At 42.3% G+C, this 14664-nt stretch carries 16 protein-coding genes and 1 pseudogene; 4 read left to right on the forward strand and 13 right to left on the reverse strand.

Annotated features, from left to right (window positions below):
• Nucleotides 1–636: 636 nt before the first annotated feature.
• Both JCM10512_RS12340 and mgtE read right to left on the reverse strand, forming a co-directional pair.
• A complete protein-coding gene (locus JCM10512_RS12340) occupies nucleotides 637–1029 on the reverse strand; it encodes a hypothetical protein (RefSeq protein ID WP_044163450.1) in 393 nt (130 codons plus the stop codon).
• Nucleotides 1030–1327: 298 nt separating this feature from the next.
• Nucleotides 1328–2710 carry a magnesium transporter gene (gene mgtE, locus JCM10512_RS12345; RefSeq protein WP_044163451.1) on the reverse strand — a complete coding sequence of 461 codons (1383 nt, stop codon included), beginning with the start codon at nucleotides 2708–2710 and terminating at the stop codon, nucleotides 1328–1330.
• 1034 nt (nucleotides 2711–3744) lie between these two features.
• On the opposite strand from mgtE, the gene JCM10512_RS12350 reads away from it, so the two are divergent.
• Entirely contained in the window at nucleotides 3745–4491 is a 747-nt protein-coding gene (locus JCM10512_RS12350; RefSeq protein ID WP_158332216.1) for a DUF3667 domain-containing protein, read from the forward strand.
• A 99-nt stretch (nucleotides 4492–4590) separates the two neighbouring features.
• Here JCM10512_RS12350 and JCM10512_RS12355 read toward each other — a convergent pair whose 3' ends face one another.
• Nucleotides 4591–5205 (reverse strand): DUF1349 domain-containing protein, encoded by a 615-nt coding sequence (locus JCM10512_RS12355; RefSeq protein WP_044163453.1) that lies wholly within the window; start codon nucleotides 5203–5205, stop codon nucleotides 4591–4593.
• A gap of 215 nt (nucleotides 5206–5420) precedes the next feature.
• Between JCM10512_RS12355 and JCM10512_RS12360 the strand changes: the two genes are divergently transcribed.
• Both JCM10512_RS12360 and JCM10512_RS12365 read left to right on the forward strand, forming a co-directional pair.
• On the forward strand, nucleotides 5421–6185 hold the full coding sequence (locus tag JCM10512_RS12360; RefSeq protein WP_044163454.1) for a helix-turn-helix transcriptional regulator: 765 nt from the start codon (nucleotides 5421–5423) through the stop codon (nucleotides 6183–6185).
• A 130-nt stretch (nucleotides 6186–6315) separates the two neighbouring features.
• Nucleotides 6316–6942: a class I SAM-dependent methyltransferase gene (locus tag JCM10512_RS12365; RefSeq protein WP_044163529.1), complete on the forward strand. Its 627-nt coding sequence runs from the start codon at nucleotides 6316–6318 to the stop codon at nucleotides 6940–6942.
• Between the two features lie 26 nt (nucleotides 6943–6968).
• Here JCM10512_RS12365 and JCM10512_RS12370 read toward each other — a convergent pair whose 3' ends face one another.
• The 9 genes and pseudogenes from JCM10512_RS12370 to JCM10512_RS12410 form a co-directional block, all read right to left on the reverse strand.
• On the reverse strand, nucleotides 6969–7571 hold the full coding sequence (locus JCM10512_RS12370) for an aminotransferase class IV (protein ID WP_044163455.1): 603 nt from the start codon (nucleotides 7569–7571) through the stop codon (nucleotides 6969–6971).
• On the reverse strand, nucleotides 7568–8554 hold the full coding sequence (locus JCM10512_RS12375) for an aminodeoxychorismate synthase component I (protein WP_044163456.1): 987 nt from the start codon (nucleotides 8552–8554) through the stop codon (nucleotides 7568–7570). Before JCM10512_RS12375 ends, JCM10512_RS12370 begins: the two co-directional genes overlap by 4 nt.
• Complete coding sequence (locus tag JCM10512_RS12380) at nucleotides 8551–9114, reverse strand: anthranilate synthase component II (protein ID WP_044163458.1); 564 nt, start codon at nucleotides 9112–9114, stop codon at nucleotides 8551–8553. Before JCM10512_RS12380 ends, JCM10512_RS12375 begins: the two co-directional genes overlap by 4 nt.
• A gap of 40 nt (nucleotides 9115–9154) precedes the next feature.
• A complete protein-coding gene (locus tag JCM10512_RS22020; protein ID WP_081741295.1) occupies nucleotides 9155–10033 on the reverse strand; it encodes a DUF7000 family protein in 879 nt (292 codons plus the stop codon).
• A 27-nt stretch (nucleotides 10034–10060) separates the two neighbouring features.
• Nucleotides 10061–10558 (reverse strand): HXXEE domain-containing protein, encoded by a 498-nt coding sequence (locus JCM10512_RS12390; protein WP_044163460.1) that lies wholly within the window; start codon nucleotides 10556–10558, stop codon nucleotides 10061–10063.
• Nucleotides 10559–10563: 5 nt separating this feature from the next.
• Nucleotides 10564–10926, reverse strand: coding sequence for an MmcQ/YjbR family DNA-binding protein (locus JCM10512_RS12395; protein WP_044163462.1), 363 nt, complete (start codon nucleotides 10924–10926; stop codon nucleotides 10564–10566).
• Between the two features lie 6 nt (nucleotides 10927–10932).
• Nucleotides 10933–11645 (reverse strand): annotated as a pseudogene (locus tag JCM10512_RS12400) (DNA alkylation repair protein).
• Nucleotides 11633–12160, reverse strand: coding sequence for a DUF2867 domain-containing protein (locus JCM10512_RS12405; RefSeq protein WP_044163464.1), 528 nt, complete (start codon nucleotides 12158–12160; stop codon nucleotides 11633–11635). Before JCM10512_RS12405 ends, JCM10512_RS12400 begins: the two are co-directional and overlap by 13 nt.
• A complete protein-coding gene (locus JCM10512_RS12410) occupies nucleotides 12157–12585 on the reverse strand; it encodes a DUF3788 family protein (protein WP_044163465.1) in 429 nt (142 codons plus the stop codon). Before JCM10512_RS12410 ends, JCM10512_RS12405 begins: the two co-directional genes overlap by 4 nt.
• Nucleotides 12586–12771: 186 nt before the next feature.
• On the opposite strand from JCM10512_RS12410, the gene JCM10512_RS12415 reads away from it, so the two are divergent.
• The gene (locus JCM10512_RS12415; protein WP_044163467.1) at nucleotides 12772–13656 is read left to right on the forward strand and encodes an NAD(P)-dependent oxidoreductase; all 885 of its coding nucleotides are present in this window, start codon (nucleotides 12772–12774) and stop codon (nucleotides 13654–13656) included.
• Here the strand turns inward: JCM10512_RS12415 and JCM10512_RS12420 are convergent.
• Nucleotides 13639–14427: an aspartate dehydrogenase domain-containing protein gene (locus JCM10512_RS12420; protein ID WP_044163533.1), complete on the reverse strand. Its 789-nt coding sequence runs from the start codon at nucleotides 14425–14427 to the stop codon at nucleotides 13639–13641. The two genes, JCM10512_RS12415 and JCM10512_RS12420, sit on opposite strands and share 18 nt — an antisense overlap.
• Nucleotides 14428–14664 lie beyond the last annotated feature (237 nt).

Below are 14664 nucleotides of genomic sequence, written 5' to 3' on the forward strand. Positions count from 1 at the left end.
AGATATAAACGTGTAAACGGAGCCTAGTCGTTGCCACAATCTCTCCTATTTTTCAGGAGTTCCCCGTAAAACAACATGCTCGTGCCTATGAAACAGTTTACTTCTCTACAGGAAACAAATATTCTAAGCGGCGAAACTGTCTATTCCGGACTGGCAGTTGTGTGAAAGATCCCAATGCGTTGACTTTATATAAATTTCTGTCTGTTTCCAATTGACTTGCCTTTTTCTTATCCCCCTTTTGACAGGCGACAAATCATATTACGAGGCAACGTATGTGGGTGCAAGAAAACAGCATGAGATTGGTATATGAAACAACTTTTGGCTTGTGGTTTCCGGCTGCTTTTGCGGATGATTCACTTTCTGTCAAAGGCAAAGTACATAGCTTTTGGAAATTGGTATTATCTATTGAATAGACCAGCCTCAGGAAAGTATATGGATTTTATCTATTCGACAATCATGTGTTTACGAGAAGGTGTGATAATGATTAAATGTTGTTTGCATTCTTACACTCGCTTAATTTGCGTGTTTTACTGGTTAATTAGTTGATGGTAAAGTCCCACAAACAAACAATTTGTGGGACTTTTTCTAGGTACTTTGACGAAGATAAAAACAGCTCAATAGTACGGTGCTTATATCTTATTGTTTCTCGTCAGTTTTAGTTTCTGCATAGCAGCGATCGTCGCCACCGAATCCAAAGCCTCTTCCATGTGCGAAGAAATGAGCATGACTGTGGAAATGTTCGTGAAACTTCTCCATCATTTCTTTCTTCTCTTTGATCGATGCTTCTTTTTCTTCGGGCGTCTTTTTCATCCACTCTTCGCAACGCTTATCGATAGCCTCTACTGTGAATTCCCGTTTGCCGCAAAAACCTTCATGTTTGCCATTGTGCATGTCATCCATGCGTTTATTCATGCATTCAAGTTTTGCCTCATCAGTCATTTTAGACCATTTTTCAAACATCTCTTTTCTTGCATCTGTACCGAATGGAATTCTTCCAAAGAATCCCATTCCAAAATCTCTTGTCATCATAACACTACAATTTTATATGTTTCTACTTTTATTTGTTTTCGAGTGCGCACTCTATGTATGAAGACGGACAAGAGGAAGATATATTTTAGAGAAAATAAAATTTTATTCATTAACTTTATTTGCGGCATGTCAATCTGGTCTTTCGATGACGGCCAATGTTCGCGATATTGGGGCGGTGATTCAAGTCACCGTCCCAATGATATTATCGATGGAAGTGTTGGTGGGTAATTGTTTTTATTTAGACTTGCAGAAAACTCCTTTATATGGATGCCTGTAAGTGGAGGGTATCAGCAAATGATTAAAGCAACTTGCCGCTTAAAAACAATGCAGCTACCGTGAAGTAGATAATCAGTCCGGTGACATCCACAAGAGTTGCGACAAAAGGTGCTGAGGCGGTAGCCGGGTCTAGTCCTATCTTTTTCAGAATAATCGGAATCATTGAACCGGAAAGTGTACCCCACAATACGATTAGAACCAACGAAACGGCAACGCTTGCTCCGACTAAGCTCCAATACTCTCCATAGTCGTAAATTCCTGTTTGTTGCCAAATCAATATGCGGATAAAACCGATGGAGCCGAGGATGATACCTAACATCAATCCTAAAAATATTTCTTTTCGCATGACATACCACCAATCTCTCAGTTTTAATTCGCCTAATGCGAGCGAACGGATAATAAGGCTGGCTGCTTGTGAGCCGGAATTACCACCGCTTGAAATAATCAGTGGGACGAAAAGAGCCAGAACCACAGCACGTGCGATTTCTCCGTCAAAATGTGCCATAGCCGAGGCGGTAAGCATTTCACCTAAGAACAGGATAACGAGCCATCCGGCGCGCTTCCGTATCATATCGGATAGCGATGTTTTGGTATAAGACATATCCAATCCCTCCGTACCTCCAAACTTTTGAAAGTCTTCGGTGCTTTCCTTTTCCTGTATATCCATTACGTCGTCAACGGTGACAATACCCAGCAAAGTTCCGTCCGTGCCGGTCACAGGTAATGCTACGCGGTCGTGGTCGGCAAATACTTTAATTGCTACTTCCTGATCATCGTATGCATTGAGAGAAATAAAGCGATTGTCACTTATTTCAGAAACGGACTGTTCGGGCGATGCCAAAATGATCTCCTTGATACGCACGTCGTCAATGAGCTTCCAATCGGAATCTACAATGTAAACAACGTTCAGCGTTTCGGAATCGCGACCGAATTTGCGGATATGTTCCAATGCTTGTAAAACTGTGAAATTCGGCTTTACCGCTACAAATTCAGTAGTCATCAGACGTCCGATACTGTCTTTGGGATAACCTAATAGTTGCGTGGTGATTTCGCGTTCTTCTTCTGACAGTAATTGCATCAAACGCTGACTCACCGTGCCTGGTAATTCTTCAAAAAAGGCTGTACGGTCGTCAGGGTCAAGGTCATTGAGTAGTCCTGTCAGTTTATTAATATTGGCTGCTAGTGCTTCAATTGTATCTTCCTGTTCATCGTGTGAAAGATGTTGAAAGGATTCTTTTGCCTGATCTCGTGACAAAAGGCGGAATAAAATTATTTGATCTGATTTCTGTAGGCAGCTTATAACTTCTGCTATTTGAACTGGTTCAAGGTTACTCAGTTCATTCTTTACGGTTTTCCAATTTTTATTTTCAATCAGTTCTTGGAAACGGATTATGATTTCGTTCATGATGCAATCTCCTTACAAATTAACTCTGCAAGGCAACTGCGAAAGTCCCTTACGGAGTGGTTAATACTTCTGTTTACTGTAACTCGGATAAGGGCCTTCGTCCATGATTTTTAATTTTTAATGAATAGTCTGGATATTTTTAAAACTGTGCAAAGGTACGCATTTTAAATAACATGAGCGTATACTTCTTGCATTTTTATTGAAATAGGCTTATAGACAAAGAGAAATGGGGGTAGACATGACTAGACTTGTGGTCGAACAATGTACTGATACTGGCTCATTGGTAAAATCATGTGAGCTATGGATAAAACTTCGTTATTCTATACATATGTAAACAACATCTCGTCATAATCACTTTTTGCCGTAAATGACTGATTGCCAATTTGATATATTGCGTCTACTTTTCTGAGACTGATCTACTCAATAGATAACCGATTTTCAAAGGCTGTATACTTGGCAAAATCCCCTGCCAAATAGTCGTAAACAACTAAGTAAAAAGGCATTTTTGCCTATTATATTTCCTGTTCCACAAATGTGGAACAGCTGACTCACATAATGTGAAGCACGTGTCCCACATAATGTGGAACAGGCGTCGCACATATTGTGCAACAGGAAATAGAAGGGGAAAAATATAGAAAAAGGCTGCTTAAATCCACTAACCAGTGGATACGATACAGCTAAAGAAATGATTTGTTTGGTGAATTGAAGGCTCTGTTCTTGGGGGAAGTAAGCAATAGCTATCACTCATCGGAATAAAATGATCAAGAAAAAGATGGCGCATTGTAATTGTTTGATATACTGAATGATATGCGAAAAAGTGATTAACTCATAAGAGTGTTGCATCATTGTGCAAAGTGCTTCTGTCAAGCCATGAAGATGAAAATATAGATGCATATTGGCTACACGGATGTGGTATGTCGTGCAAAAAGAGAACCTATATTTGTTATTAACTAGCTTTTCAAAAACTCTTTCTACTGGGCTTTTATAAACTTATTTTGCTTGCGGACGTTTATATGGAAAAAGCTTCAGCACTCATGAATACAAAGAATACACATTGCCTTAATTGCCATAATGTAGTGAAAGGTAATTATTGTAGCAAATGCGGTCAGTCGGTCCATACTTCACGCATCAATATCAAACATCTTGTAGAGGAATTGCAATATGGCTTCTTGCATATAAACAAGGGTATACTTTATACTACGAAAGAGTTAATCTTCCGGCCGGGAAAAACCGTGAAAGATTATATATTGGGCAAAAGGGTAAAATACACCAAGCCATTTGTCTTCTTAATAATTGTGGGAGTGGTTTACAGTCTGGTATTTCACTTTTTTCATTATTTCCCAATGCAGGAAATGAATAGGCAGGATTCTCCGGTATTCGAATATATCCCCATTTACAAATGGTATTTAGAACACTATTCGCTGGTTGTGTTACTTATTATTCCTTTTTATTCGCTATCTACTTTTTGGCTATTCCATAAAAAAGAATATAATTATGCAGAGCACCTTGTCTTGTTCTCGTATTTAACGGGAGCTAAAATCGCTTTATTGCTATGCTTTTATGCTATAATATATCTGACCAAGTCGCCACATGTTTATAAGATAGCTCAAATTGTTTCCGAAATATACCTTATCTGGGGACTCACTCAGTTCTTTAAAACAACATCGTGGATCAAAACTCTATTGAAGGTTTTGTTAAGTCTGGTCATGGCATTAATAATCATGTTGATTATCATCTCTATTGCCTTTCTAATACTTCAAATCTATAATGTGAAATTATAAATAGTGCACAATACTCCAATCATTAAGCCAAACTATTGCCCAAGATGCCAATACAAAGTGGACAATAGTTTACTTATCATTGGGCGATTTAGATATCGCTTATTCCGCATTCTCTTTTAGCCACTTCAACCTGCGCATATCCGGTAGATGCTTTACTGAGAAGTGTTCGAACTTAGCATTGAATCCTTTCCCATCGGGACATGCACCCATTAAACCAATCATTACCGGACAATTGTCTTGCAACCACGCATTACGCATCATTACGTAATCTTTGTCGTCGAATGAATAGTATATTTCTACGGCATCCAATCGTCTGACAGCCTTGATCCAAACGAATGGAACCGGTTTGTCTAGAGTTATCACACTCCAGTCACTGGTTTTATGTGTAACTACAGCACTTAGATTATATTTGCCATCTACAAACTCGATACCCGTCTTGATGTAGTTCTCATGATCGATACGCAGCATTAGCCCGGATTGGTCGAAGCGGACTTTATAGTCACCAGATATTTTGACTTTCACTTCAAACTCCCCGCCATAGGTCGTGTATAGAAAAGGTGCATCATCCACCGTAAACCCGTAATGCGAGATACGCCAATAATCACTCTGCGGGGTTACGAACATGGAAAGGGTATTGTTTTTAATCTCCCATCTCTCCGGTTCGTTAAACCATTGCATCTTCTCCAAAGTTTGAGAATGACCCATCTGGCACATAATAGCACCAATATGGCTAAAATACTTTTTTTCATTGTTACATCATTTATTAAATTTATATTGCTTTATCACCTTTGTCTATGAGCGAATAATACGGCAACGGTTACTAACAACTTTGTGATTGAAGAAATAACCATCAGGAAGTATTATCTTTGCAAAGATAAAAGCTTGTGAACGAATAGACAATACTGATTAATAACCATTTTTGATACGATATGAGTATAGTATCGACCTTAAACAAAGAACTGCTTGCACAGCCGTTTGGTGATGACGGCAACGAAGCTGCCCTGTTAGAACAGGGACAACGAATAGCGTACGGATATGCTAAAGTAGAGAATTCGCTTGCAGTATTAAGTGATCTGAAGTCCAATAGAAGTTACATATACAGTGGTGGGTTTGCCGAAAAGATGGGTTTAACAGAAAAGGGAGCTGTCAGACAGATCAACTCTATCTGGGAAGAAGATATCTTCAATCGGATTCATCCCGACGATCTTGCTCAGAAGCATCTGCTCGAACTTCAGTTCTTTCATTTATTGAAAACCCTCCCAATAGTCGAACGTTCGGATTACCACATTGTCAGTAAGATGAGGATGAAGGGTGGGGCGGGAGAGTATATCACCATACTGCATCGAATGTTTTATGTGTGCAGTTGTCCGTCGGGTAATTTATGGTTAGCTGTCTGTCTCTATAATTTCCCGTACGAGAGCGAGACACTTGAAATCTCCAGTGGTATAATTATCAATTCCGCTACGGGAGATATAGTCCGGTCTGACAAGGAGAAATGCGTGGATCTCCTGTCTTCCAGAGAGAAAGAGATCTTGCAACTGATCGACAGGGGGAAAATAAGCAAAGATATATCTGAACTATTATCCATCAGCAAAAACACGGTTGACAGGCATCGGCAGAATATCTTGGAGAAATTGAGGGTTAAAAACTCGATTGAAGCCTGTCGGATTGCTAAACTAATGAAGCTTATTTAGTATATGCAGGCCATGCCGATCGACTTGATACATAGAAAAGTGCCCGATTGCTTTCCCAAAAAGAGAAGATGGTATATATTTACGCCAAATTAGTTCGATTTACTTGATACTTACAATCAGTCGTACGTTTATGGAGGAATTTTGGGAAACGAGTTTTAGAGAGAAGCAAGAGATGTGGGGATTCGAATCGACTCACTCTGCCGCTGCCGCCTTAGCGTTGTTTCGTGAGAACAGCTTGCAGAAGATACTTATACCCGGATTCGGCTATGGACGCAACGCCCGGTTGTTTATTGACGATGGTTTTGATGTGACCGGAATCGAAATCTCAGAGACGGCAATTGCCTTGGCGAAGAAACATTCTGGAGAGAATCTAAAGGTATACCATGGTTCGGTTGTCGATATGCCGTTCGATCAGGTGCTATACGACAGCGTTTTCTGTTATGCGTTGATTCATCTGCTCAATTCGAGAGAGCGGGTTAAACTGATTAGAGACTGTTTTAGCCAACTTCGACAAGGTGGGTATATGGTTTTTGTAACTGTCTCCAAAGATTACCCGACTTATGGCAGAGGTCGCCAGTTGAGTAAAGACCGTTTTGAAACGATGCCCGGTGTTAATCTTTACTTTTATGATCCTGACACCATCAGAAGAGATTTTGGAAAGTATGGACTGGTTGATTTTGTGCGTATAGATGAGGCTGCAAACTCCACTGATCATAAGCTTTCGTTGAAGTTCTGGTACATAGTCTGTCGAAAGTAAGCCAAGCACAAAGCACTTGGATGCTGTCACGTCAAATAACGCAAAGACTGAATGTCCATGCTGATATTGTCTTCTAAGTCAATTAACGCATTTATAAAGAATACACGTTCGTACTGAGTCAGGTCTTCTTGCCTGATTTCTCTTTCCTGAATGAGACCTTTGTCGAGTAAGTACTCTCGCTTCGTTCCCCGCAAGAGGTAGCTTGTCGGTGTATAGAGTCCGTTTGGGGATTGGAAAACAAGATTGGCAAAAGAAGCATCCGTAACCAGCCTGTCTTTAATCAGAATCATATCATCGCATCCCGACTTCTCAAGCAACCTGTTCAAGTCGCTGCGGTCGGCGTATTTATAATCGTAGCTTATGTGATTAGCGTTGACCACACCAACAGATTGTATCGAACGGAACTGATAAGGAGTACACTCCACACTGACTATGCGTGTGTTGTAGAGCACCCGACATTTATAAAGCCCGCTCTTTTTATCTTCCGGGATTAGTTGCGCTAACACGGAAAGGTCGATACTTGTTCCGAAGAACTGTTGCAAGGTACGATTGACCCTCATTTGATGGTAGTCCAAGTTATACAGAACCCCATCTTTTAACTTGATCGCTTCAGAGAATAATGTATTCATACGAAAGGTAGGTATATTTTTTCAAGAACTTCTTCATACTCTTTATTCGGATCACTGTTGATTGTGATTCCTCCTCCACTGCGGAAGTACTTTTGTCCTTCCACCTCTTCGATGTAGCGAATCAGCACAGCACTATCCAACTCCTTACCGTCGAAATAACCAAAAACGCCTGTGTAGAAACCTCTCGGTTTCGATTCGGCATGGCGGAGTATGTCAGTCGTCGATCTTTTCGGAGCACCGGAGATTGAACCGGCCGGAAGCATGCGAAAGATAATATCACCCAAATGAGCCGGATAGTCACTAGCCAAGTTACCGGCTACTTCCGAACTTACTTGCAAGATGTCTTGCCGACTGGTCCGGATACGATCGATATAGCGGAAACGCTCTACACAAATATCACTAGCTACCATACCCAAATCATTGCGTAATAGGTCGACAATCGTATAGTGCTCGGCAGTCTCTTTGGTATCTGCCAGAATGGTTTCTTCCGCATTTTCGACCTCCGCGCTAATCGTACCTTTCATCGGATTGGTCGATATTCTGCCGTTGGCTATCTTGACAAACCGTTCCGGGGAGAAGCATACAAACTGTCCCGGTACGTAAAGTCGGTAAGGCGATTTGCTCCGAAAGAATATTTCTGGTAGCGTAAGCGAAACCTCTATCGGCGTTTGAATTGTCAGGTTGGCCAGAAACGAATTCCCTTGTTGCAGGCCTTCCATCACAACATCGAACTTCTGTTTGTATGCCTCGAAAGAAATGGGATTGATGATAAGTCCAACCTCCTCTGTCCGGTGGGAACAACTACCGTCCGAAGATGCATTGCCTTCCTTTGTACACTGGAACAGCACCTCTTGCTGGCGGGTAGGATTTTCAAGGAAGAAACCTCCGCTTAGTTCAAAATCGACAATGAATAAAAAAGGAGTTCCATTCGCTCCACTTTGGTTCATTCGCTCCTTTAGTTCGTCTATCGTTATCTTTTTCATAAGAAGTTGGTTACTATGTTTTTCCCGGCAGGTGTCATGATCGATTCCGGATGAAACTGCACTCCATGCACATTCCATTCCTTGTGCGAAAGAGCCATAATGTCGCCCGCCTCATCGATAGCGGTCACTTCGAGTGAGCCGGGAAGAGAATCTTTGGCGACCAACCACGAATGGTAGTGTCCGATGGAAATAAAATCGGGCATATCTCTGAATAAAGTAGTATGATCGAGCAGGCGAGCCCTATCCTTGATGCCGTGAAGAGGTTGATCCATGCGATATATCTCCGCTCCGAAAGCTTGCGCGATTGCCTGATGCCCCAGACATATTCCTAAGATGGGGACAGATGAGGCCAGTTCCTTTATAATATCCAAAATATTTCCCGCCTCCGATGGGACTCCCGGTCCGGGAGAAATTATGATCCGATCATAGCGCGACGCCTCTTTCACGCTAATCTCATTATTGTATCTGATCGCTATGGACGTTGCCGGAACAGCCTCTTTTATCAAGTGATAGAGGTTGTACACAAATGAGTCATAGTTGTCAATGAGCAATACGTTCATGTCTGCAATTAAAGTTTAGGCAAAGATAATCGGTTTTTCTTTATTTACCGGCTTGAATGTAATCAACAATCTCTTGGACCAGTAGCAATAACTTCTTTTCAATATCCCGATTCAACTCATCTGGATTCGCAAAGTTCGGTTCCTCGGTCAATACCACTTCCAGAACCGAATACTGAGGCATGGCAGGTTGCTGCTTATTCCATTCCGAATGCTTCAGAACTTCCCAATACTCTTTTTGAATTGCAGCGTTTTGTCCCATCAACCAGAGTTCGAATCGTAACTTCTCATGATTCAGTACGATGCCGAAGCGCAATTTCCGTTCCCTGAGGAAGTCATTGGAAAAGGGGAAATAGGTAAAATCCATATAACCCGGTGATACATTCCCCAAAGAATATTCACTCAACGCCCCCTTTTCGAGGAAAGCTTTCAGGCCTGTGACGCTCTTTTGTAAGTCACGGTACGCTTTCTGAACAATACCTTTTTGCAAGATCTCTTTGTATACGGCTAGGTACTCGTTCTCTTTCACGGCGTCCTTGTATTTCTCGTGCAACTCCCGTGCGGAATAGATATAGATCAGGTTACCGATTGGATCGTACAGGCTGAATGCCCTGTCACCCCATTCATGATCGGCTATTTCCTCAGCGAAAGAAAGTCCGTCTTGCTTAAGGCGTTCGTAGAGACCATCTACGTCATCAACTAACAGATTCAGCGTCACCCCTCCTGCGAAGAGTTCACTTTCCATATCTTCCGTATTTCCTTGGAACGAAAGCAGTAAAGGCGTCTTTCCGCTTGGCAGGCAGATAACGATATACCAGCCCGCGTCGAAAGTCATGGTAGCCTGAAAGTATTTGCTGTAAAAGTCGACACACTCAGTTATTTTATCTGTATGAAAGGTGAAAGATAAGTCGTTGAATTTCATTTGTTTGTTTTTTAAGTTATAATTCTTTTATGTGCTACACGTAAATAAGGAGCCTATCCCAAGAAATAAGAATACCAGAACAAAACCGCAAACCCCTCCTAAAAGAATTGCGGCGGTCATCTGTTTACCGGAGAACCAATGCGATTGCTTAATTTCCCATAGAATATAGGTGGTAAGCGGTAGTACCAATAGCGATGCAGTAAGCAGGCCGGGTGTATATGCGTTGAGAAAAAGGGCCGAAAGGATGTGAGGGAGAAAAGAGTTGAGGAACAACATGCCCGAAAAAGCGGTGACTGCATATCGGTAGCTCTGAGGTGATGGATAAAACCTCCGTCCAAATACCAGCATGAAGCCCAGAACCGTGAAAAGCGAAACTGCTATGATGAATTGTTGCGAGCTAACAATCATCGGCATTTGCGGACCTAGTTCAGGTTTACCCATAAACAAGGCTTCCTCGATGTTGTGCAAGGCAAATACAAAAGGCAATGCTTGAACTGCTATCCGCGCTTTCTTCTTTTTCAGCATGACGATTATAAACTCAAATATTCTAGCTGTTTCTTCTTCGGGAGTTTCTTGATGACTTCATCTACCGAATGATGGATAAGTTCCCTTATTAATTCATCAGGAACATCGCTATCGAGTATGACCAAGTTCCACTGCAATGTTTTGAAGTCAGTTGGAACTACGCCATTATATTTTTCGCGCAACTCAATCGATCTGGCTGCATCACATTTCAAATTAACCCTGAATACACCGTCTTTAGGTTCCAAGGCAACGTAAGCGAACATCTTTTCCATCACTTTAAACACCAATACATTATGTCCTAGAAAAGGCAGAGACTCACTACTTCCTTTAACGGATAAACAACATTCACGTAATTCCTCGATATTCATACTAATCTATTTTTTCATGGCTTCCGCTTTCATATCAGCAGGCATCTTTTCGATGGCGTAACGCAGCGCCGTGCGAGGCATGACTGCCTTTTTAGAAACCACATACTCGAACACTTCCTCCCGGTGCGCTTCACTGGCTGCTTTAAGCATCCAACATATCCCTTCTGCACCAGATCGTCAGTATCCAATAAAAGAGTATCCGCTATTTCGAAGATCTCGTCCAGGAAGAAACCTTTGCGGGCCGGAATAATCAGCGTTACGGCAGAAGCGCGTTTGACAAACCGTTTGGAAGACTTTGCCCACCTTTTCAGCTCTTCAATATATTCGGGATACTGCATCACAAACATACCGATGGTATGATTGCACAACGTGTCGCAATCCGCCCAGTTGGTCAGGTAGTCATGTACCCAATGCTCAAAGACTTTAAAGTCGGCAGGCGCATATTGTTTATGGAGAGATTCCGCCCAGTTGCAAGCTACAACCGACTCTTCCAGATAGCCCGCTTGCCAAAGCTCTTCGCATAAGTCGAAGATCTCCTGTTTGGGCAAACCTTTTATTTGCTGAAAGCCATATTTAGCAATCTTGCTTACTTCTCCCATCTTTACGCCATGCACTTTGGCAGCTTCGCCTTCTTTAAAGAAGCGGTCCGATGAGGCTAATGTTTTCCGATCGCTGCTTTCGATCAACGCTTGACGGATATTATCAACTATGTGGGACATGACAGCAATCTTTTAAGGGTGTTCTGAAGAATGGATTTCACAATCACGGTGTGGAAAGGGCGAATAAAGAAGAAATAAACCTTCCCGAATATATTCTTGTAATGCACAAGAGTCAGCACCACGACCGTCTGCGAATCATCACGACTTGTCGTATAAACAGACATATAAGCATCGAGATGTTTATCGCTGAGTAGCACTACCGTTTCGTTATCCGATTTGGCGACTACCGACATGATGCCGTTGCTCCCTTTGCCTGCCCGAATTATCTCTTCAAACTTTTCGATATAATTATCAGTTTCGCCGGTCTCCAATCCGAAGGGGCGAACAAGCAGGTTACGTACTTTGAATAATGCGTCCACCCAGTCGGGCACGACTGTCCAGAAGCTAATCATCATATCATCCGCCGACAGCTTTTGCGCTCCGGTCACTTCGCAAGCAAAAGCGTCCGTATAATTGGCGGGTAGATACTCTTGTGTTAGGCTATCAGTAGGAATGTCTGTTTTATAACTTTTCATTTTAAGTTCTTTTTAAAGCGGACGACGGTTAGTAGATCTTGGAGCTGCTCATTGTCAGTGATGTCAAAAATCATAGGAATCAGACGTCCGATAGGTTTAGTTTGCATAAATGCCTGTTTGATTGTTTCCGAAATCTCCAACGTATCAATGGCTTCGAGATGTTTTTCGGTAAAGTAGAAACTTACCTTGAAGAAGCCTTCCCAGATGGACAGCCATAGAATCGTTTTTTTCTTATGAGTTACTTTGCAAAGCCATGCTTTACCATCATTGTAGTACCTCCACTCAGTTTCCAGTCCATATTCCGGGCTAGTGATTGTGCTGGTGAAAGAAGCTAATGTGCTGTAAACCCGCACATCAAGTTCCTTGCTCAAAATCTCCTCCGATGGAAAAACCTCCGGATCTCTTAATAGCATTTGTGCTTCCATACCTACTTTGCTTTTACGTTTTTTGAAAGATTAGTTCTTGCAAATATAGTTTTATATTTGCACTTCTCTGCTATTACTTAATGGAATTATTGATAATAAACTTGAATCATATACCGTCTTCCTAACTTCAGTTTTGCTATTCAGCTTCCTTTTTGTTATCTTCGCCTTTTTAAACTATACAAAATTATGTTTCAGAAACTTGTAGCTATAGAGCCTTTGAGCCTAATCCCGTCAGCAGAAGAAGCGTTGAAATCTTTTGCTTCCGAAGTTATCATGTACCCCAACATACCGGCAGGAGATGATGAAATAGTAGCCCGAATCGGAGATGCAGATGCCGTTCTCCTCAGTTATACTTCTCAAATCAACCGGAGTGTATTGGAGCAATGTCCGAATGTGAAATACATCGGTATGTGTTGTTCACTCTACTCTCCCGAGAGTGCGAATGTCGATATTCTCTATGCGAATGAGCGTGGTATTACCGTGACCGGCATACGTGATTATGGTGATGAAGGCGTAGTGGAATATATCACGAGCGAACTGGTGCGTTGCCTGCATGGCTTCGGACAAGAACCGTGGGACGGAATGGCGCGTGAAATAACCGGTTTGAAAGTCGGTATCGTTGGATTGGGTAAATCCGGAGGGATGATTGCAGATGCTATGAAACACTTTGGTGCGGAGATTTCCTATTTCGCTCGGAGCGAGAAGGCCGAAGCGACTGCTAAAGGATATCGTTTTCTACCCTTAGGCGAACTGCTTGCCGAAAGTGAAGTAGTGTGCTGTTGCTTAAATAAGCATACTATCCTGTTGCACGAAGCCGAATTTGAAAAGTTGGGTAATAAGAAAATATTGTTCAACACCGGATTGTCACCTGCTTGGGATGAGCCGGCGTTTGAGAAATGGTTAGAGGGAGATAACCTTTGCTATTGCGATACGCTGATAGCATTGGGTGATGCTCGTTTCCTTAATCATCCCCATGTACGTTGTATGCAAGTTTCGACCGGACGTACACGTCAGGCGTTTGACCGCCTGAGTGCAAAAGTCCTGGCCAACTTATCAGAATACAAGGGGTGAGGTAATATTAAGCAGGGTGTTCACTACTGACCATCCTGCTATTGCAGGTGTTGCACTGTACACATCTACCACTGCGTGTACCTGATCATTTTTAATTTCCACTCTTTGTGTATCTCCTACAAAACCGGGAGTCGACTGCATAGCGAACTGCATCTTTTCCGGTCCGACAGAAGCCAATGAAGCAGCAACAGCTACATTCACACGAGTTGGGAAAAGGTCGATAGCCTCTTTAGCATTACCGGTAAATACCACTTTCTTCTCCGTCAACAAAGAGTTCTCATATACCGGAGTTCCTCTTAGCGCATAAGGGCTTTTCTCATTGAAGAAAGTAGCCGTAGCATTCCCCATTAAGAAAGCTGTGCGGAGTACGTCGAAACCTCCGGTAGCACCAGATACGATATGTACACGCGTATTGTTCGCTTTAGCAGTACTGATCACTTCTTCGCGGAACTTCTCATCAGCCAAGGCGCCGATAGACAAGGTCACAACCGAAGTTCCGTTCTTCAAAGCAGGTAAAGCAAATTCTTTCATAGCAGCGGGCGAAGCAGCTTCTACCAGGTAGTCCGGCTTCAAAGCCAGCAGTTCTTCCATGGATGTACATACTTTGCATACTTTTCCATGTTGGTCCATTTTGCCGGCAAGACGCTCGGCTTTGGCGGTTGTACGCGAGTACACACCTACTAAGTCATAATCCGGCAATATGCCGCTGACAATTGCATCCGAAACAATTCCGGCCAACTGTCCACATCCTACAATTACTAATTTTTTCATAAAGGCAAAGATACCGCTTATTCGCATAAACTCCAAAAAGACATTTAGTTGACCGGTGATTATATGTTCGTGAACTATTGTCCAACTGCCGAAGGAACCAGCGGGCGAGTGGGCTGGAACGAATTGTTCTCTGCCACCAATTTGTTTACTGAGTACTTGCATATATGCCGAAAAAGAAGAATCTTTGTTGATTATCTATGTAGAGCATTGATTGTGATGAGTAGGCTGCGAGTATTA

The organism is Bacteroides reticulotermitis JCM 10512 (genome assembly GCF_000517545.1).
Classification (GTDB): domain Bacteria; phylum Bacteroidota; class Bacteroidia; order Bacteroidales; family Bacteroidaceae; genus Bacteroides; species Bacteroides reticulotermitis.